A 19150-nucleotide genomic window follows, 5' to 3' on the forward strand; every position below is an offset into this window, starting at 1 on the left:
CTCCGTATCTTTCGATACGGAGCCTTTTTCATCTACGTCGGCAATCCTCGATCAAGCCTGCGGAATAGCCTGGAAAGGCGACTCCTTATCCGTACGCTCCTTGCTGCCCCAGGCCGCGACACCGACCTTGATGGCATAGAACAGGATGCTGAAGACCACGAACAGGAACAGTGCCGTCAGCGTGGCGTTGGTGTAGGCGTTGAAGATCACGTGCTGCATCTGGGTGATGTCCTTGGCCGGGGCGATCACCTGGCCGGCGTCCAGCGCGACGCTGTATTTCTTCGCCAGGGCGAGGAAGCCGATGGCCGGGTTGGCATCGAACAGCTTGATAAAGCCGGCGCTGGTGGTGCAGATCAGCAACCAGGCGGCAGGCAGCAAGGTCACCCAGATATAGCGCTGGCGTTTCATCTTGATCAGCACCACGGTGCCGAGCATCAGCGCGATACCGGCCAGCATCTGGTTGGAGATACCGAACAGCGGCCACAGGGTGTTGATGCCGCCCAGCGGGTCGATCACGCCTTGATACAGCAAGTAACCCCACATGGCCACACAACCGGCGGTGGCGATCAGGTTGGCGGTCCAGGACTCGGTGCGCTTGAGCGCCGGGACAAAGGAGCCGAGCAGGTCCTGCAGCATGAAACGTCCCGCCCGGGTACCGGCATCCACCGCCGTCAGGATAAACAGCGCCTCGAACAGAATCGCGAAGTGGTACCAGAACGCCATGGTGTTTTCACCCGGCAGCACATGGTGGAGGATCTGCGCGATACCGACCGCCAGGGTCGGTGCACCGCCGGCACGGGCCAGCACGGTGGTTTCGCCGATGTCCTTGGCCACGGCCAGCAGGGCGTCTGGAGTAATCGCGAAGCCCCAGCTGCTGACGGTCTGCGCCACGCTCACTGCATCAGCGCCCACCACGGCCGCCGGGCTGTTCATGGCGAAGTAGACGCCCGGATCGATGACCGAGGCGGCGACCATCGCCATGATGGCGACGAAGGACTCCATCAGCATGCCGCCGTAACCGATGTAGCGGGCATGGCCTTCGCTGGCCAGCAGCTTGGGCGTGGTGCCGGAGGCGATCAGCGCGTGGAAACCGGAGACCGCACCGCAGGCGATGGTGATGAACAGGAACGGGAACAGGCCGCCTTTCCAGACCGGGCCGGTGCCGTCGACAAACTGGGTCAGCGCCGGCATTTTCAGCACGGGCATGGTGATCAGGATACCGATGGCCAAGGCCATGATGGTACCGATCTTGAGGAAGGTCGACAGGTAGTCGCGGGGTGCCAGGATCAGCCACACCGGCAGTACCGCGGCGACAAAGCCGTAGCCGATCAGCATCCAGGTGATCTGGATCCCGGTAAAGGTGAAGGCTTTGGCCCAGACCGGGTCGGCGGCGATCTGCCCGCCGAGCCAGATCGAGCCGAGCAGCAGAAGCACGCCGACAACCGAGATTTCACCGATGCGGCCCGGGCGGATGTAGCGCATGTAGATGCCCATGAACATCGCGATCGGGATGGTCGCCATCACCGTGAAGATGCCCCATGGGCTCTCGGCCAGGGCCTTGACCACGATCAGCGCCAGCACCGCGAGGATGATGATCATGATCAGGAAGCAGCCGAACAGGGCGATGGTCCCCGGCACGCGGCCCATTTCCTCGCGGACCATATCCCCCAGGGAGCGACCGTTGCGGCGGGTGGACATGAACAGGACCATGAAGTCCTGCACGGCACCGGCCAGCACCACGCCGGCGATCAGCCAGAGCGTACCGGGCAGGTAGCCCATCTGTGCCGCCAATACCGGACCGACCAACGGCCCCGCGCCGGCAATGGCGGCGAAGTGGTGACCGAAAAGAATGTGTTTGTTGGTCGGCACATAGTCCAGGCCATCATTGTTGAGGACGGCGGGGGTGGCGCGACTGGGGTCGAGCTGCATCACCTTGTTGGCGATAAACAGGCTGTAGTAGCGGTATGCGACGAGGTAGATAGCGACTGCGGCGACTACGATCCAGAGGGCGTTGATGGCTTCGCCGCGGCGCAGGGCCACGACACTCAGCGCAAATGCTCCCAGGACAGCCACGGCAAACCAGACAAGGTGTTTAGCCAGACGGTTCATTGCGTGTCTCCTGCCAACAGTCGGTAGACTGCGGCGGTAATTTTTATAATTGTGTCCGCGGTGCGGAGCTGGCCCAATATCCGTGGATGCGGTCAACAAAAGTATCCGCACGACTACGTACGCAGCCTCTACGTAGTTCTACTGAGAGTCCCTGGAATTCGTCATGCAGCTCAAGCATAAAATCGTTGCCCTGGGGATCCTGCCCCTGGTCCTGGCTATCGCGGTCATCTGCGCGCTGGTGATCTCCCTGAACCGCCAACTGGGCGATCAGCAGGCGCAGCTGATCGAAGACAGTATTCTGGCGAGCAAGCGTGCGGAGCTGAAAAACTACGTCGCCATGGCGCAAAGCCTGATCGCGCCGCTCTATGACGACGGCAAGGGGGACGCCCATGCCCAGCAGCAGGTGCTGGAAGAACTGCGCAAACTGAGCTTCGGGATCAATGGCTACTTTTTCGTCTACGACCGCCAGGGCCGCAGCCTGATGCACTCGCGACAGTCGGAGCTGGTGGGCCAGTACCTCTGGGATATGAAGGACCCCCACGGCCTGCCGGTGATCCAGGCCTTGCTGAAAAGTGCCGAATCCGGGGAGGGCTTTCAACGCTACGCCTGGAACAAGCCCTCGACAGGGCAGGTGACCGACAAGCTCGCCTATGTGGTGATGCTGGATAATTGGGGCTGGATGCTCGGGACCGGCATTTACCTCGAGGACGTTGAGCGCGCCACCCTGCAGGCCCGTGACGAGGTGGCCCAGGGCATCCGCAAGACCATGCTGGCGATTGCCGCGGTCGCCCTGGTGGCGGTGCTGTTGGTCTTTGCCAGCGGCATGACCCTGAACGTCAGCGAGCATCGCCTGGCGGACAAGAAGCTTCAGCGTCTGACCCAGCGCATCGTCAGTTTGCAGGAGGAGGAGCGCTCGCGGGTTTCCCGTGAGCTGCACGACGGTATCAGCCAGGTCCTGGTATCCATCAAGTTTCAGTTCGAGCTGGCCAGTCATGTGCTGGAGAAAGGGCAGGACCGGGGCCTGGGTATTTTGCGAGAGGCCGTCGAGCGCCTGGGGGAGGCGATTGGCGAGGTGCGCAGTCTTTCCCATGATCTGCGCTCGTCCTTGCTCGATACCCTGGGCCTGGCGGCGGCGATCGGTCAGCTCGCCGCCGAGTTCGAGCAGCGCAGCGGGTTGCTGGTGACCTACGACAACAATGAATTCGATTGCCAGTTGGCCGATGGGCTGCCGGTCTCGTTGTTTCGTATCGTGCAGGAAGGCCTGACCAATATCGAACGCCATGCCCAGGCGCACAACGTTTCGATTACCCTGCACGGGTCCGCCGAGTCCATCAGGCTGACGGTGATCGACGACGGTATCGGTTTTAACGTCGCCCAGGTCGAGCGGCGTCACGCCGGCATCGGCTTGCGTAATATCCGTGAACGGGTCGAGCATTTTGGCGGGCGCCTGGAGCTGGCGTCGATGCCGGGAAGAAGTGTGCTGGATGTGCTGCTGCCGCTTAAGATGCCCGCTACAAAGTACTGACAGCCCATAACAAGAGCGAACGCCCCTGATGAGCCTGGTTTACCCAATCCGCGTCGCCCTGGTCGACGATCACTCCCTGGTCCGGGATGGGATCAAGGCCTTGCTGGCGATCATGCCCGCCCTGGAAGTGGTGGGCGAAGCCGAGAGTGGCGCCGAGGCGCTGGAGATGGTGCGGCGCTGCCAGCCGGACCTGCTGCTGGTGGATATCGGCCTGAAGGACATGAACGGACTCGAGCTGACCCGGGTGTTGAGCAAAACCTACCCGTTGTTGAGGATCCTGGTCCTGAGCATGTACGACAACACGGAGTATGTCAGTGAGTCCGTGCGTTCCGGGGCCAGTGGTTATGTGCTGAAGAATTCCCCTTCACGGGAAATCATTGCCGCCATTGAAGCCATCGCCAGCGGCGGGACCTTCTACAGTGCCGCCATCGCCCAGCGGCTGATCGCCGACAAGCCCGCCGATAACGAGCTGACACCGCGCGAGAGCCAGGTGCTGCGCAAGATGGTCGAGGGCATGAACAACAAGGAAATGGCCCGCGAACTGGATATCAGCGTGCGCACGGTGGAGACCCATCGGTTGAGCATCCGCCGCAAGCTCAACATCGACAAGCCCGCGGCCCTGGTCAAATATGCGATTGACCATGGGATCATTTCGCATTAAATCGGCTTAAGGCCGCAGCGCAATGGCATAAGCCAGCACGTTTGATTATTGGACAGGAAAAGCTCGTCCGGTCGATGCTCGGGAATCTTCTTGACGATGGAGTTCCCCATGAGTGCACGACGTCAACTCAAACTGGGCGCCTTTATGCGCCCGGTCAGCATCCACACCGGCGCCTGGCGTTACCCTGGCGCCTATCCCGACGCCAACTTCAACTTCACCCACCTCAAGCGTTTCGCCCAAAGCCTGGAGCGCGCCCGGTTCGATGCGTTTTTCATGGCCGATCACCTGGCCTTGCTGAATATGCCCATCGAAGCCTTGAAGCGCAGTCATACCGCCACCTCCTTCGAACCCTTCACGCTGTTGTCCGCCCTCAGCCAGGCCACCGAACATATCGGCCTGGTGGCGACCGCATCGACCACCTATGACGAGCCGTTTCATATCGCCCGTCGGTTCGCTTCCCTCGATCATTTGAGCAACGGTCGCGCCGGCTGGAATATCGTCACCACCGCCAACCCCGATGCGGCCCTGAACTTTGGCCTGGAGCAGGCCTTCTCCCATGATGAGCGTTACGCCCGGGCGCGGGAGTTCTACGATGTGGTGACCGGGTTGTGGGACAGTTGGGCGGATGACGCCTTTGTGCGCGATGCCGACAGCGGCGTGTACTTCGATCCGGACAAATTGCACACCCTGGACCACAAAGGCCGTTATCTGAGCGTGCGCGGACCCTTGCATATCGCCCGCCCGGTGCAGGGTTGGCCGGTGATTGTCCAGGCCGGCTCATCCGAGCCGGGACGCCAGCTGGCGGCTGAAACGGCCGAGGTGATTTTTGTCGCGCCCGGCACTCTGGAGGAGGGCCGGGCGTTTTATGCCGACATCAAGCGCCGCATGCAGCTGATCGGTCGCAACCCGGAACACCTGAAGATTCTTCCCGGGGCCTTTGTGGTGGTGGGCGATACGCAAGAGGAGGCCCGGCGAATCCGCGCGCACCTCGACAGCCTGGTGCATGAGCAGAGTGCGATGGCCTCGCTGTCGGTGGCCCTGGGGGTCGACGCCACGAAGTTTGATCCGGACGGGTTTCTCCCGCCAATCCCCGAAACCAATGGCAGCCAGAGTTCCCGCGAACGGGTGCTGGCCCTGGCTGATCGCGAGCAACTGACGGTCCGTCAATTGGCCCAGCGCCTGGGCGGTTATGCTGGGTTGTCGTTCGTGGGGACGGCCCGGAGCATTGCCGATGAGATGCAGCAATGGCTGGAGACCGAGGGCAGTGACGGCTTCAACATCATGTTTTCCTGGTTGCCGGGCGGACTGGATGATTTTGTCGACAAGGTGGTTCCCGAGTTGCAGGCACGGGGCATTTTCCGGCGCGAATATGAGGGGACGACCCTGCGGGAAAATCTCGGATTACCACGCCCGGAGAATCGATTCTTTTCCTAGGTGCCGGGTGGCAGGCTGGTCACGGCCATCGACTGACGGTTACTGATAGTATGTCGCCATGACGATGGAGATTGGTTATGCCCTATGAGCTGGATAATCGCTTGGTGATTGGCGTGGCATCGAGCGCTGTGTTTGACCTCAGTGCTTCGGATGCGGTCTTCAAGAGTCAGGGGGAGGAGGAGTATCGGAAATTCCAGGAGCGCAAGCTGGACGAGCCGTTGCCCAAGGGTATCGCCTTTCCTTTTATCAAGCGCCTGCTCTCTCTGAATGATCTGAGCGCCGATCCGGAAGACCCCCTGGTGGAAGTGGTGCTGTTGTCCAAGAACGATCCGGACACGGGGCTGCGGGTGATGAGAACCATCGATCACTATGGGCTGGGCATGACGCGGGCGATCTTCATGCAGGGCAAGTCGCCCTACGAGTACATCCCGGCCTTGAATATTGCGCTCTTTCTTTCGGCCGACAAGACCGATGTGGATGCCGCCATCAAGGCCGGGTATCCGGCGGGTCAGGTGATGGACTCGAAATCCGATGATGACGAGGATGACGATACCCTCAGGATCGCCTTCGACTTTGATGGCGTCCTCGCGGGGGATGAATCCGAGTCGGTGATGCAGGCGTCCGGGCTGGTGGGTTTTCACGCCCATGAAGTGAAGAATGTCGCGCAGCCCCACAATCCGGGACCTCTCAAGGAGTTCTTTGTGCGTATTGCGAAGATCCAGTCGGAGGAAGAGAAATACAAGGCGCAGAACGCCGAGTACAAGAACCGTCTGCGGGTTTCCATCGTGACCGCCCGTAGTGCGCCGTCCCACGAACGGGCGCTGAATACGCTGAAGAGTTGGGGCGTCATGGCCAACGACGCTTTTTTCCTCGGCGGCATCGAGAAAGGTCGGGTGCTGGCGGTGCTGAAACCGCACATCTTCTTCGACGACCAGTCGGGGCACCTGAAGTCGGCCAGCGCGGTCGTGCCTTCCGTGCATATTCCGTTCGGTGTGACGAATCAGCCGAAAAGCTGACTCATCCTGGTCATCTGCCGGAAAATGCTAGCGGGTGCGATTCGGCTTGCGATCTTCAGTACGTTGCTGAGACCTGGGCGGATTTCGGGCTTTCCGGCCTCTATCCCTTTGATTGCAAGTCGTACCAGAAGCGCCACCTCCATGCCTTTTGTACCCTTCATTTCCTGAGCAAACTCGTCTCGGTATAACGGGGTTTCAGTGCCCGGCGGAGCAACCTCGACAACCGAGACGCTGGACTGCTTCAGTTGCGCCCGTAAGCATCGGGTATACGCATGGAGTGCGGATTTTGCTGCGCTATAGATAGGCGCGGCGGGGAAGGGAACAAACGCGAGACCGGAGGATATATTGACGATCATGCTCTCCGGCTGTTTGAGTAACAGCGGAAGAAACTGCTGGATCATCCATATCGGGCCATTCAGGTTGATGTCTATTTCCTGGGTCAGGTTGACGAGCTCGAACTCGTTCTTCAGCCGGATATTACGCATCACACCTGCATTGTTGATCAGTATGTCGAGATTGGCGAATTGTTCGCTGACGTTCAGAAATAATGAGCGAATACTCTCCGGGTCACTCACGTCGCTTTGAAAAGTGTGTATGCCAGGCAGTAACGCTTGGACTGAGTTGAGCTTCTCCCTATCGCGCCCGGTAATAATTACGGTATTCCCTAGCGCCATCAATTGACGGGCCAGTTCGAGTCCGATCCCACTGCTTGCGCCCGTAATCAGGACAACACGGTTATTCATTTTCATCAGGTTAGCCCTCGTTTTTTGATACGAGCGGCCAGCATGGGCGATACACTATCCAAATGAAAGAAGGCACCCAAACGTTAGATACTTACCCGGCGGAGAGTGTAAAAGATGAGGGACATTCCGAACTTTACCGAGGAGCAGATTGCGGCGGCGCGGTTCTATTCCAGCCTGACTCCCCCGGTAGACATAGATCCGCGTATTTCATCGTTGGTGACGGACCTTATCGGTCGTGTCGCGGACAAATGGACGATGTTGATCCTTGAGGCCTTGATTGATAAAAAACCTTTGCGCTTCACTCGTTTGAGCGAGCGGGTAGAGGGCATCAGCCAGAAAATGCTGACTCAGACCTTGCGCGCGATGGAGCGTGATGGATTGGTGCAACGTACGGTGTACGCCGTGGTTCCCCCGAAAGTCGAGTACACCCTCACTTCTTTAGGCGTGACCTTGAGCGCGGCGTTTTGTGGCGTTTGGGTTTGGGCCGCCAATAACCTGGATGAGATCGAGAAGTCGCGTCGAGATTTCGACGAGAATAAAAAATAAAGCCGCCCATTGTCGGGAGGCTATATCTTGCAGGTCGGCAAGTCCGCAGCCAGCGTTGCCGTCAAGGCTTCTGCCGTATAGGCCGCCGGGTCGCGAAAGCCGACAAAACCATCAAGGATCGACCTGGCCCATCAGCTCAGCCACCGACTCCTGCCGTTTGGCATAACGCTGGGCTAGCACCGCACAGACCATCAGCTGAATCTGATGGAACAGCATCAGCGGCAGGATCAGCACGCCGATGGTGCTGCCGGCGAACAGCACCTGGGCCATCGGCACGCCGGTGGCCAGGCTTTTCTTCGAGCCGCAGAAGAGGATGGTGATGCGGTCTTCCTGGTCGAAGCCAAAGGCCTTGCCCAGCACGGTGGACGCCAGCAGCACCAGCCCGAGTATCACGCCGCAGACCACCACCAGGCCGGCCAGGTCCCAGAGCGGGATCTGATGCCAGATGCCTTCGTTCACCGCTTCGCTGAAGGCGCTGTAGACCACCAGCAGGATCGAGCCCTGGTCAACGAACTTCAGCCAGGCCTTGTTACGTCCCACCCAGGCACCGATCCAGCGTCGGGCGATCTGCCCGGCAATGAACGGCAGCAGCAGTTGCACGCTGATCTTCAGGATCGCATCGAGGGTCGAGCCACCGCTGCCGTGCACATCCAGCAACAAGGTCACCAGCAACGGGGTGAGGAATATGCCGAACAGGCTCGACGCCGCCGCGCTGCAAATCGCCGCCGGCACATTGCCCCGGGCCAGGGAGGTGAAGGCAATCGCCGACTGCACCGTGGCTGGCAGGGCACAGAGGTAGAGCATGCCCATATACAGCTTGTCGCCGATCAGCGGCGACAGCAGCGGCTTGAGCGCGACGCCCAGCAACGGGAACAGGACAAAGGTCAGGCTGAACACCAGCAGGTGCAGGCGCCAGTGGCCGGCACCGGCGATGATCGATTCGCGCGACAGTTTGGCGCCATGCAGGAAGAACAGCAGGGCAATGGCGATATTGGTCAACCAGCTGAAACCGACGGCGACCTGGCCGCTGGCGGGCAGGAAGCTGGCGAGAAGCACCACGCTGACCAGGGTCAGGGTGAAGTTATCGGGCAGGAAACGAGGGCGAGTCATCAGGTGGGTCATCCAGAAGCCAGAAACAGTAGAGGGACTTTAGCCTGTCTATGGATTGCCGACTAACGCCAATAAGTCCATGAATGTCGCCTAACGGACATAACGCATGGCCCCGTCAGACGATTTTCTTTACCGACACCTGAATCGTTCGACGCCAAGTCGAAAGTGTCCTGTCTACTTCAAGTAGCAGGCTCCGATCCAGTCCTGGGGGTTGGGTGCCAGTTGCCGGGCCAGGGGCAAGTAACGGGCATCCAGTTGCGCGGCGAGCCAGTAGAGTTTGTTGCTGCTTTTCGGCTCCCAGGTGCCGCTGTACCCGGCCTCTCCGACGTTGGCACGGTCGCGGTCAAACTTCACGCTGGTATGCACGAACTCCTGATGGCTGCGTTGACCGTTGGCATAGGGCACCAGCCAATCGAGCGAACGGACCAGGGAGGAACCGGTGGGGGCGGTGTAAGTCAGCCAGTTGCCACCGTAGGGCTTGGCCGCCAGGGCCGCCTGAACCAATGGCTCCAGGTCATAGACCACGTAGTGCAGTGCATCGCGCTCCCTGAAGTCGAACACCGAACCATCCGGCAGGAGATTGTCCGCCACCTGTTGCTGGAACAGCTGGAAGGCCTGCTCCAACATGGCGTGATCGGCCAACGCGGCGGCGGCCAGGGTCGCCAGCTTGACGCGATGGCTCTGCCAGTTATTGATATTTTTACTACTCTTCGAGCCATGGAACTGTTGGATCTGCGCGATATAGCCGTTCCCGAGTTGACGCAGGAAAGCACGGCTGGCCTCACGCGTTTCCGGACGCAGTGCGCTGGCAGTGAGGGTGTAGGCATCGATCAGTTGATCGAGATTGGTCTCGTCAATCGGATTGAAGTCCGGCTGATAGGTGCGGGTCCAGGCGGCAAGCCCTTCGTCGACCTGCTGCAGATAGCGCGGGTCGGCGCTCAGGCGCCAGGCCAGGGCCGCCTGGCGCAGTACCGGCCAATCCTTTTCCGCCGCGATGCTCTGCTCGCGAATGCCCTGGTTCGGCAGGGTACCTTCCGTATGCAGATGGGGCAGGGCGTGGATGCCATCGCCGAGATGTCCTTGTGCGGCAGCCAGCAGATGCTTGGCGGATGGGCTGGTGGCAGCGGGCTGGCAGAGGTTCATGATCTGAGGTGAGGCGGCGACAGTCGAGGCGGCGCACGAGAAGGTGCTGAGCAATGTTGCGCTGATGCCGAAGACCCATGTTGCTGTACCGGGAAAAGCTCGTGACATGCTCTATCTCAACGTTTGGTAGGTGAAACCAGTGCTGCTGGTGAGTGGTGGAAAAACTAGCACAGCGTGGTTTCTTTCTTGATGAAACCGGCGAGCGGTAACCGCCACGAAGAGGACGACAACGGCCATGGAGCTCAACACTTCGGCGGCTTGCAGCAAGTAGACCCGGTCAAAGCCGCCGTCAGTGTGAGGGCCGGCTGAATTCCGGAATTTTTTGAGCCGAATGTCGGTTACCCACCACCAGAGCCAATATCGCCAGCCCCTGGACCCCGGCCGCCAGCCCCAACAGCAGCAGTTCGCCATGGGACCCGCCCAGCGACTTCAGTGCACCAAAGAACGCTGGCGCAAAGGCATAGCAGCCTTGGGCGGTGGCGACGATCAGCGTCACCACGCGTTGTGTTTGCTGGCGCGGGAATTCCGCTTGGGCAATCAGCGGCGGCAAGGAGGTGGCGTTGCCGATCCCAGCGCCAAAGAGGCTGACCCCCAGCCACAGCAGGTCGGGGAAGCTGCCTAATCCGGTCATGACCAGGCAGCCGAGCAACTGGCAGCCATAGCTCAGGCAGGCAACGGTGCGCCGGTTGGCATTGGGTGGCATCAGCCAACCGACCAGAAACCGGCCGGCGATGGCGCTTGCCGTTGCCAGGCCCATTGCCAGGCCGGCCTTTGCCTCTGTGACGTGATCGACCAACAGCAGGAACAAGTGGGTAATCAGCCCGATCTGGGCGAACAATCCCAGGGACATGGCGGCCGCCAATGTCACGAATCGACGATTGCACCATAGCGAGGTTGCCTTGCTACCCGGGGAGACGGTCGGCTGCTCAGGTGGCTGATCCGCCCCATCGGCATATTGCCCGAGGTCTTCAGGCCGAACCTTGAAGACCTTGATCGACAGCACGGCAATCGTCGTTATCGACACCAGGCCAACCCCTAGCGCGGCCTGGGTGAAGCCGATCCGGTCGATCAGGAACACCCACGCGGATGAAAAGATCACCCCGCCGATACTGGCGCCGTTGTAGGCCATTGCCAGAGCCGCCGGACGCTTGGCCACAAACCATGGGGCGATCAGCGCGTTGACGGCGGCGGCGCCCATGGTCACCCAGCCCAATCCACTGAGCAGTGCGGCCAGGAGCAATTGGTAGGGTTGATCGGCTACCGACCATCCATAAACGCCGATGCCGAGCAGGATCGATCCGAGCACAGTGGTGCGGGGCAGGCCCAGGCGCTTGTACAAGACGGGCAGGTTCACCACCACCAGGGTGCCCGCGAGAAAGTGCAGGGTGACGGCGGCCGAGCACAAGGGCAGCGACCAGCCGGTTCGCTGAATCACCGCGTAGAGGAAGATCGGCGGACCGTAGAAGCCGATCCCCCAGCCGAATACCGCCATCACAAAGGTCGCCGCCACGACCTTTCGGCCAAAAAAATTCGATTGCTGCATGGGTGAATCCCTTCAAGTGGTTTGGCATCAGTATGATGATGAAAAAACCGCGATACTTCGCAAAGGAGTGAACTATGGATGTCGAAGCGGCTGATCTTTCCCTGGCGGCGGTGGCCGGTGCGATTGCCGATCCGGCCCGCTCGCGGATGCTTTGCAGCCTGCTGGATGGGCACGCGCGCACGGCCACGGAGTTGGCCGCCGTGGCCGATATCGGCGCGTCCACCGCCAGCGGCCATTTTTTGCGTTTGCGTGAGCAGGGGCTGGTGGAGATGCTGGTCCAGGGGCGGCATCGCTATTACCGATTGGCCAATCCCCAGGTGGCGCATGCGCTGGAGGCCTTGTTATCGCTGACTGATCGGCGCATGACGCCGTTTCAGCCCAGCACGCCTTCGGCCTTGAAGCGGGCCAGGACCTGTTATGACCATATCGCCGGGGAAGTCGCGGTCAAACTGCATGACGCCTTGTTGCAGGCGAGCTGGATCGAAGAGCAGGGCAAGGACTATGTCCTCACGGAAACGGGCGCCGCGTCGTTGGTGCGTCTGGGCATCGATATCGAGGCCGTGTCGCGCCAACGCCGACGCCTGGCCTATCCCTGCATGGACTGGAGCGAGCGCTCACCCCATATCGGCGGTGCGTTGGGCGCAGCCCTTCTGGACCTGCTGCTCAAGCGCGGCTGGGTGAACCGCCATCTCGACTCCAGGGCCCTGAATCTGACGCCGAAAGGCGCAAAGAGCCTGGCAACCGCGTTTGGCCTACAGGCTCGTTAAAGGCGTCACTGCGCCGTTTCCGCGCCTGCCGCGTCGCGCTCACTGACCAGCGCCAGCAGTGTCAGGCGATTCTGTGACAGCATCACGTTGCGCACGGTTTCCATGCGTTGCTGGTCGATGGTGTCCCAGCCCAGCGCCCGCAGGACGGGCGCGCGCTTCACGCGAAACACGATGCTCTGGCTGTTGAGGGCCATCGTCCGGATGATCGTGGCTTCGTCATCGGCGGGCCGTCCGGTCAGGCGCCCGACGATGCTGCGGGTGACGTGGGACAACCGCTGATTGAGGCCTTGCTCCATCAGCTTGGCGGCCGATGGCGGACCCAGGCCGGCTTGCTCGCAGGCCATGAAGCGACGCCAGTCGGCGGATTCCGGCGTCTCGAGAATGAACGACAGGAAGACGCCAAGAATATCCAGGTAACGCTCGATCAATGTCCGGTCATCGGCGTGGGGATCTTCCAGCGCCGCTTCGGCGGCCGAGACCTCGTCGGTCAGCTGTGCCCAGAGCTGCGCGAGGATGTGCTCGACGCAGGCCAGGTAAACCCCTTCCTTGTTGTCGAAATAGTATTGCAGCGCCGGCGCATTGACCCCGGCAGCGGCTGCGATCTGGCGCGTCGAGGCGCTTTCGAAACCATGGGTGGCGAACTGGTCCACGGCGGCTTCGATAATCCGCAGGCGCGTTTCTTCACCGCGCTGGTAGCCGCCTTCATTTGCTGGTCGATGTCGTGCCATGGGTAAGCCTGGAAAAAGAATGCCCGGACAAATTATATCACTTGACATAAATTCGCCATCGCCGCATTTTTTACCAACTGGAATATTTTGGAGTGCGGCATGTCCGTCGATCAGCCTATCGGTCAACACGGTCGCCTTGAGCCCGTGGCTGACAGCAATCTTTCCGAGCGTCGCAACAAGCCGCCACGAGCCTTGATCGGGGTCGGCGTTGTCGCGCTGCTGGCGCTGACCGGCTGGGGCGCGCACTGGTGGTTCAGCGGGCGTTTTATTGAAAGCACCGATGACGCTTACCTGCAGGCCGACAGCATGACCGTGGCGCCCAAGGTCGGTGGGTATGTCGCGCAAGTGCTGGTCAGTGACAACGAAACCGTGAGTATCGGCCAGCCGCTGGTGCGCCTGGACCCGCGCAAGTATCAGGCGGCGCTCGACGAAGCCCAGGCCACCGTGATCTCGCACCAGGCCGATGTGGCCCGGGCCGAAGCCGAGTTGGTGGAGCAGGGGGCCAGTATTGCCCAGGTTCGCGCCCAACTGGACGGCGCCAACGCCGACTTGCGACACGCCCAGACCCAGGTCAAACGTTACGCGCCACTGGCCCGTTCCGGTGCCGAGACGGAAGAACATCTGGCCGACCTCAACAATCAACTGGCCCAGGCCAGCACCGGCCTGACCGCGCATCAAGCCTCGTTGCGCGCGGCCGAAACCCGCATCGGCACACTCAAGGCACAATTGCAGCAGGCCCAGGCGCAACTGGCGGTGGCCCAGGCCAGTGCCCGGCAGTCGCAGCTGGACCTGGACGACACCACGGTGATCAGCACCCTGGCCGGCCGGGTGGCCGACCGCAGTGTGCGGGTCGGTCAGTTCACCCAGCCCGGTACACGCCTGCTGACCGTGGTGCCGGTGCAGGCGCTATACCTGACGGCCAACTTCAAGGAAACCCAGATTCACCATATGCAACCTGGCCAGGCAGTCACGGTGCACGTTGACGCGTTGGGCAGTGAAGATCTGAGCGGGCATATCGACAGCCTCTCGCCCGGCACCGGTTCGCAGTTCGCGCTGTTGCCGGCGCAGAACGCCACCGGCAACTTCACCAAGATCGTCCAACGGGTCCCCGTGCGTATCCAGCTGGATGTGCCGGAGTCGGCGCGCGCGGTGCTGATGCCGGGCCTGTCGGTGACCGTCGACGTGGACACCCGCCACCATGGCTAACGCCGCGACGGCCGCCACCACGCAGGGCGCGCCGCAGGAGGCCAATGCCTCGGTGACCGACTGGATCGCGGTCGCGGCCGGTTCCCTCGGTGCCTTGCTGGCCACGCTGGACATCTCCATCACCAACTCGGCCTTGCCGCAGATCCAGGGGCAGATCGGCGCCTCGGGCACGGAAGGCACCTGGATCGCCACCGGCTACCTGATGTCGGAGATCGTCATGATCCCGCTGGCGGCCTGGCTGACCCGGGTCTTCGGCTTGCGCCGGTTCCTGATGGGCACGGCAATGGCCTTCACGCTGTTTTCGTTTTTCTGCGGCATGTCCAGCAGCCTCACGGGCATGATCCTGGCGCGTGTCGGCCAGGGCTTTGCCGGTGGCGCGATGATCCCCACGGCACAGACCATCATCGGCACCCGCTTGCCCCGGCACCAGATGGCAATCGGCATGTCGATGTTTGGCCTGACCGTTTTGCTCGGGCCCTTGATGGGGCCGGTACTGGGCGGCTGGTTGACCGAGAACGCCAGTTGGCGCTGGTGCTTTTTTCTCAACCTGCCCATCAGCCTGGCGCTGATCGCCTTGCTCTGGACCGGCATCCGCCCGGAAAAAGCCGACCTTCAACAGTTCATCAAGGCGGACTGGATCGGCATCCTTGGCCTGGCCCTGGGTTTGAGCTCGCTGACGGTGATCCTGGAAGAGGGCCAGCGTGAACACTGGTTCGAGTCCTCGCTGATTGTCGGTCTGAGCCTGCTGATGTTGCTGGGTTTTATCCTGATCGCCATCGGCCAGTTCACGGCCCGCCAGCCCATCATCAAGCTCAGCCTGATGCATAACCCGCGCTACGCCAGCGTGATTCTGATCGTGTCGACGGTGGGGGCGGCCATCTATGGGATTTCCTACCTGCTGCCGCAGTTTCTCAACAGCATTGCCGGTTACAACGCCCAGCAATCCGGGGCAATCATGCTGCTCTCCGGCGTACCGGCGTTCATGATGATGCCGATCCTGCCGCGGCTGATGCAGCGCTATGACAGCCGCTGGCTGGTGGGCACCGGACTGGTGCTGTTCGTGATCAGTTGCATGATGAGCCTGAACCTGACGGTCGATAGTGTCGGCCATGATTTCGACGCCTCGCAGCTGGTGCGCGGGTTCGCCCAGATCCTGGCGATGATGCCGCTCAACCAGATCACCATGGCGGCTGTCCTGCCCCACGAAAAAGGCGAGGCGGCAGGGCTCTACAACATGTCGCGCAATATCGGCGGCTCCATCGGGCTGGCCCTGACCGGGGTGCTGATCGATCGGCGCAGCAGCTATCACGACGCGATGATTCGCGAATCGCTGACGGCCAACAGCACCTTGGGCCAGGACCATATGGCGGCACAGACGGCGTCCTTCATGAGCCAGGGCGGTGACCAGGCCCTGGCGCAATTGCAGACGGTCGGCCAGTTGAGTCGCGACATCGCCTTGCAGGCGTCGGTCATGACCTTCACCGATTGTTTCTACCTGCTGGGTATTGCCTTGGCCCTGTGTATTCCCCTGGCCCTCTTACTCAAGAAACCGACCCTTGCGCTGAGCCCTGCACGATGATCGATAGAACCCTGATTTCGGCCCTGATCGTGGGCCTGCTCGCCGGTTGCACCGTCGGCCCCGATTACCACGGCGCGCCCGCGGTTGCAGAGAAAACCGTGGCCGCGGGACGTTTCGCCCACGCGGACCCGGTTGCCGTCAGCACCCCGGCGGTCGCCCACTGGTGGCATGAGCTGGGTGATGCGCAACTCGACAGCCTGGTGGAAACCGCCCTCAACGACAGCTCGGATATCCGCGTGGCCCAGGCGCGCTTGCGTCAGGCCCGGGCCGGGCTGCACGGCCAGCAGGCCGCCGAGCTGCCCAAGATGAGTGCCAATGCCACGGCGATTCGTATGCGCTCTCCCGACCTTTCCAGCCTGACGGGGCAGCAGAGCAGTGGTGGTCGCGGGCCGCTGTCGCTGTATCTGACGGACTTCGATGCCAGCTGGGAAGTCGATATGTTTGGCGGTACACGTCGCGCCATCGAGGCGGCTTCTGCCAGCGCCGATGCCTCGGCCGAGAGCCTGGCCGATGCCCAGGTGCAACTGGCTGCCGAAGTCGTGCAAGCCTATGTCGGTTTGCGTGACCAACAAACCCGCCTGGCCCTGGTCGATGCCTCGGCGGGCCTGGAAGCCCAGGTGGTCGATCTGACCCGGCAACGCCGCAGCCGTGGCGTGGCTTCGCAATTGCAGTTGGAACAAGTCACCACCCAATGGCAGACCACCCGTGCGCAGCGCCTGCCGTTGCAGGCGCAGATCATTGAGTCGCTGGATCAACTGGCGGTGCTCTGTGATCTGGAGCCGGGCGAACTGGACGGCCGGCTCGGTCAACCGGGTGCGTTGCCGAGCGTCCCCGCCAGCGTGCCGGTCGCGGATCCGGCGGCGGTGATCAAATCCCGCCCGGACATTCGTGCCGCCGAACGTCAACTGGCCGCCAGCACCGCGCAGGTCGGCGAGAAAAAGGCCGACTGGTTTCCCAAGTTATCCCTGACGGGCGATCTCAGCTTCAGTGCCGCGGCGCCTTCGCATCTGGTGCGCACGGACAACGCCACCTGGCTGCTGGTCCCGCGCCTGACCTGGAACGCCCTGGACTTCGGTCGTGTGGCAGCCGATGTCGACAGCGCCGAAGGCGGCGTCGACGAAGCCCGGGCCCATTACCGTGGCGTGGTCCTCGGCGCGTTGCGCGACGCGGATACCGCCCTGGCGCGCTACGGCCACCAGCGTGAAAACGTGGTTCTGCTCCGTGATATCGAAGCCTCATCGGCCCGCGCGGCGAGCTTGACCCGAGAACGCTACGACGCCGGTACCGCCAGCACCCTGGACTGGCTGAATGCCGAGCGCACGCGCTTTGATGCCGAGCAGAATCGAGTGAGCGGGGACAGTGAATTGCTGAAGGATTTTGCTTCGTTGCACAAGGCCTTGGGGTTGGGCTGGCAGGGCTGAGTCAAGCTGCAGTGCTGGCAGCGTGCCGCCGATGAAGCCCATCAGGCCAGGGCGCTGGACAGATTGTTGGAAATAACCGTCCGGTTTCGGCCATTGGATTTTGCGACGTACAGGGCTTTGTCAGCGATATCGATCAACTGCTCGGGGGTGTCGGCCTTTGATCCGGACAAGGCACTGATGCCAATGCTGATGGTGACGACCTTGGCCGGTGATTCACAGTGTTGAATGGCACTGCGCTCCACGTCTGTTCGGATTTTCTCGGCGATGATAAAAGCGCCGACATAATCGGTACCAGGGAGGACGATGGCAAATTCCTCTCCGCCATACCTGGCCGAAAGATCATGTTCCCGAGTGATATTTTTCTTGATCAGGGTGCTCACGGATTTCAGGCATTCATCGCCTTGTACGTGGCCGTAATGGTCGTTGTACTTCTTGAACAGATCGATATCGATCAGGATGAGGGCGAGGTCATCGGGTTTGCGCTTGGCTTTACTTATTTCCGAGTCGATAAACAGGTCGAACTTGCGGCGATTCGAGAGCCCGGTCAAGCCATCTTCGAGTGCCAGTTGGCCGAGCGCCTTGTTCGCCTCGATGTAGGCTCTTTCGGAATATTGCAGTTCTTTTTGTGCTTGAATCTGCTGGCTCATGATTTTTATCAGGCGATAGCCCAGCAGGCCGAGAATAAGCAGCAATATGGACGATATGATAAAACTGGCAAGGGACTCTCGACGCCAGTCCGTCAATATTTCATCTCTTTCAAAAGCCGCGATGACCACAAGCGGATAGCCATCGACGCGGTGAAAACTGATGATGCGGACGACATTGTCAATAAATGACCTTATTGTTGCGGTGCCCGAGGCGACACCCGGCGTCAATAAGGCGAATACCTCCCCGCTTGAAATGTCCGTACCCACCTCAGTGTCGTGAAAGGGGTGACGCACGATGATCTGCCCTGCCGAGGAGGTGAGATTGATGATGCCATTCTTGCCCATGTCGATGCTGTCGTAGAGGCTGAGGAAGTATTTGAGATAGACAGTGGCTATTGCCACGCCTGCAAAGCTGCCGTCAGGATGATCGATCCTGCGCGATAGGGTGATGACCCATTCGTTTGTCAGGCGGCTGCGGATCGGAGGGCCCAGGAATGGAGTGGAACCGGCATGGTCGCGATGGTAGATGAAATAGTCGCGGTCCGAGTTGTTCAAGTTGGATTGGTTTCTATCGTTTGAGTTTAATAACCAACGTCCTTGTTCGTCGTAAATGGAAAAGCCATAGATTTGTGGTAGGCGTTTTTGTTGAGCTTTTAATATGATCTCCAGATTTTTCAGCTCCTCCGGCCCAGTGCCTTCAACGTTGATCCGTTCCTGGACACCGAGTATTGCGGTGTCGGCTTGGGTGAGGGTGGCGGCTATGCTGGACGACAAGGCCTTCGAGAGGTTTGACATCTCGATCTCTTTTTCATGCAGGTGATACCCCAGGGAGTTGGAGATTCCCCAGAGGCTGATGCCGATCAATGAGATACAGACCGCCGCCACAAAGAGAATCACATGACTGATCTTGAGCTTGGTATCCGCCCACTTGGCGCTGAAAGCTGAAGTTGTTTTTGTGAGCATGAACAACAC

The 19150-nt window shown here is 60.9% G+C and carries 16 protein-coding genes; 9 read left to right on the forward strand and 7 right to left on the reverse strand.

The features are described 5' to 3' along the window. Positions 1-51: 51 nt before the first annotated feature. Entirely contained in the window at positions 52-2109 is a 2058-nt protein-coding gene (locus tag M5C71_RS00605) for a carbon starvation CstA family protein (protein WP_247263142.1), read from the reverse strand. A 163-nt stretch (positions 2110-2272) separates the two neighbouring features. On the opposite strand from M5C71_RS00605, the gene M5C71_RS00610 reads away from it, so the two are divergent. The 4 genes from M5C71_RS00610 (at position 2273) to M5C71_RS00625 (ending at position 6745) form a co-directional block, all read left to right on the forward strand. Then, the gene (locus tag M5C71_RS00610; protein ID WP_152739601.1) at positions 2273-3634 is read left to right on the forward strand and encodes a cache domain-containing protein; all 1362 of its coding nucleotides are present in this window, start codon (positions 2273-2275) and stop codon (positions 3632-3634) included. Between the two features lie 28 nt (positions 3635-3662). Next, positions 3663-4295: a response regulator transcription factor gene (locus M5C71_RS00615; protein WP_103499785.1), complete on the forward strand. Its 633-nt coding sequence runs from the start codon at positions 3663-3665 to the stop codon at positions 4293-4295. Positions 4296-4403: 108 nt separating this feature from the next. Next, a complete protein-coding gene (locus tag M5C71_RS00620) occupies positions 4404-5729 on the forward strand; it encodes an LLM class flavin-dependent oxidoreductase (protein ID WP_248767010.1) in 1326 nt (441 codons plus the stop codon). Positions 5730-5806: 77 nt separating this feature from the next. After that, a complete protein-coding gene (locus tag M5C71_RS00625) occupies positions 5807-6745 on the forward strand; it encodes a 5'-nucleotidase (protein WP_177099177.1) in 939 nt (312 codons plus the stop codon). Here M5C71_RS00625 and M5C71_RS00630 read toward each other — a convergent pair. Continuing rightward, on the reverse strand, positions 6730-7494 hold the full coding sequence (locus M5C71_RS00630; protein WP_177099176.1) for an SDR family NAD(P)-dependent oxidoreductase: 765 nt from the start codon (positions 7492-7494) through the stop codon (positions 6730-6732). The genes M5C71_RS00625 and M5C71_RS00630 overlap by 16 nt on opposite strands. Before the next feature lie 108 nt (positions 7495-7602). On the opposite strand from M5C71_RS00630, the gene M5C71_RS00635 reads away from it, so the two are divergent. Beyond that, complete coding sequence (locus tag M5C71_RS00635) at positions 7603-8034, forward strand: helix-turn-helix domain-containing protein (RefSeq protein ID WP_103499782.1); 432 nt, start codon at positions 7603-7605, stop codon at positions 8032-8034. Between the two features lie 111 nt (positions 8035-8145). On the opposite strand, the gene M5C71_RS00640 is transcribed toward M5C71_RS00635, so the two are convergent. The 3 genes from M5C71_RS00640 to M5C71_RS00650 form a co-directional block, all read right to left on the reverse strand. Next, the gene (locus tag M5C71_RS00640; protein WP_248745826.1) at positions 8146-9144 is read right to left on the reverse strand and encodes a bile acid:sodium symporter family protein; all 999 of its coding nucleotides are present in this window, start codon (positions 9142-9144) and stop codon (positions 8146-8148) included. Positions 9145-9318: 174 nt separating this feature from the next. After that, positions 9319-10395 (reverse strand): alginate lyase family protein, encoded by a 1077-nt coding sequence (locus tag M5C71_RS00645; protein WP_248767011.1) that lies wholly within the window; start codon positions 10393-10395, stop codon positions 9319-9321. Between the two features lie 181 nt (positions 10396-10576). Further along, complete coding sequence (locus tag M5C71_RS00650; protein WP_248767012.1) at positions 10577-11830, reverse strand: MFS transporter; 1254 nt, start codon at positions 11828-11830, stop codon at positions 10577-10579. 74 nt (positions 11831-11904) lie between these two features. Here M5C71_RS00650 and M5C71_RS00655 point away from each other — a divergent pair, with 74 nt between their 5' ends. Continuing rightward, entirely contained in the window at positions 11905-12597 is a 693-nt protein-coding gene (locus M5C71_RS00655) for a helix-turn-helix transcriptional regulator (protein WP_248767013.1), read from the forward strand. A gap of 5 nt (positions 12598-12602) precedes the next feature. Here M5C71_RS00655 and M5C71_RS00660 read toward each other — a convergent pair whose 3' ends face one another. Continuing rightward, complete coding sequence (locus M5C71_RS00660; RefSeq protein ID WP_248767014.1) at positions 12603-13325, reverse strand: CerR family C-terminal domain-containing protein; 723 nt, start codon at positions 13323-13325, stop codon at positions 12603-12605. Positions 13326-13424: 99 nt separating this feature from the next. Here M5C71_RS00660 and M5C71_RS00665 point away from each other — a divergent pair, with 99 nt between their 5' ends. The 3 genes from M5C71_RS00665 to M5C71_RS00675 are packed head-to-tail and all read left to right on the forward strand — an operon-like array spanning position 13425 to position 17531. Beyond that, a complete protein-coding gene (locus M5C71_RS00665; protein ID WP_103499777.1) occupies positions 13425-14531 on the forward strand; it encodes an HlyD family secretion protein in 1107 nt (368 codons plus the stop codon). Next, positions 14524-16110, forward strand: a complete 1587-nt coding sequence (locus M5C71_RS00670; protein WP_248767015.1) for a DHA2 family efflux MFS transporter permease subunit — start codon at positions 14524-14526, stop codon at positions 16108-16110. The genes M5C71_RS00665 and M5C71_RS00670 overlap by 8 nt, the downstream gene beginning before the upstream one ends. Next, a complete protein-coding gene (locus tag M5C71_RS00675; RefSeq protein WP_248767016.1) occupies positions 16107-17531 on the forward strand; it encodes an efflux transporter outer membrane subunit in 1425 nt (474 codons plus the stop codon). The genes M5C71_RS00670 and M5C71_RS00675 overlap by 4 nt, the downstream gene beginning before the upstream one ends. 41 nt (positions 17532-17572) lie before the next feature. Here M5C71_RS00675 and M5C71_RS00680 read toward each other — a convergent pair whose 3' ends face one another. After that, complete coding sequence (locus M5C71_RS00680; protein ID WP_248767017.1) at positions 17573-19141, reverse strand: sensor domain-containing diguanylate cyclase; 1569 nt, start codon at positions 19139-19141, stop codon at positions 17573-17575. Between the last annotated feature and the right edge of the window lie 9 nt (positions 19142-19150).

Origin of the sequence: Pseudomonas sp. MWU12-2345, assembly GCF_023242385.1 — a bacterium.
GTDB lineage: Bacteria > Pseudomonadota > Gammaproteobacteria > Pseudomonadales > Pseudomonadaceae > Aquipseudomonas > Aquipseudomonas gingeri_D.

Coding starts and splice junctions, on each gene's coding strand:
- M5C71_RS00630 (WP_177099176.1), bottom strand. CDS start 7,494: ATGAAAATGAATAACCGTGTTGTCCTGATTACGGGCGCAAGCAGTGGG.
- M5C71_RS00675 (WP_248767016.1), top strand. CDS start 16,107: ATGATCGATAGAACCCTGATTTCGGCCCTGATCGTGGGCCTGCTCGCC.
- M5C71_RS00620 (WP_248767010.1), top strand. CDS start 4,404: ATGAGTGCACGACGTCAACTCAAACTGGGCGCCTTTATGCGCCCGGTC.
- M5C71_RS00655 (WP_248767013.1), top strand. CDS start 11,905: ATGGATGTCGAAGCGGCTGATCTTTCCCTGGCGGCGGTGGCCGGTGCG.
- M5C71_RS00660 (WP_248767014.1), bottom strand. CDS start 13,325: ATGGCACGACATCGACCAGCAAATGAAGGCGGCTACCAGCGCGGTGAA.
- M5C71_RS00610 (WP_152739601.1), top strand. CDS start 2,273: ATGCAGCTCAAGCATAAAATCGTTGCCCTGGGGATCCTGCCCCTGGTC.
- M5C71_RS00665 (WP_103499777.1), top strand. CDS start 13,425: ATGTCCGTCGATCAGCCTATCGGTCAACACGGTCGCCTTGAGCCCGTG.
- M5C71_RS00625 (WP_177099177.1), top strand. CDS start 5,807: ATGCCCTATGAGCTGGATAATCGCTTGGTGATTGGCGTGGCATCGAGC.
- M5C71_RS00670 (WP_248767015.1), top strand. CDS start 14,524: ATGGCTAACGCCGCGACGGCCGCCACCACGCAGGGCGCGCCGCAGGAG.
- M5C71_RS00645 (WP_248767011.1), bottom strand. CDS start 10,395: ATGTCACGAGCTTTTCCCGGTACAGCAACATGGGTCTTCGGCATCAGC.
- M5C71_RS00680 (WP_248767017.1), bottom strand. CDS start 19,141: ATGCTCACAAAAACAACTTCAGCTTTCAGCGCCAAGTGGGCGGATACC.
- M5C71_RS00605 (WP_247263142.1), bottom strand. CDS start 2,109: ATGAACCGTCTGGCTAAACACCTTGTCTGGTTTGCCGTGGCTGTCCTG.
- M5C71_RS00650 (WP_248767012.1), bottom strand. CDS start 11,830: ATGCAGCAATCGAATTTTTTTGGCCGAAAGGTCGTGGCGGCGACCTTT.
- M5C71_RS00615 (WP_103499785.1), top strand. CDS start 3,663: ATGAGCCTGGTTTACCCAATCCGCGTCGCCCTGGTCGACGATCACTCC.
- M5C71_RS00640 (WP_248745826.1), bottom strand. CDS start 9,144: ATGACTCGCCCTCGTTTCCTGCCCGATAACTTCACCCTGACCCTGGTC.
- M5C71_RS00635 (WP_103499782.1), top strand. CDS start 7,603: ATGAGGGACATTCCGAACTTTACCGAGGAGCAGATTGCGGCGGCGCGG.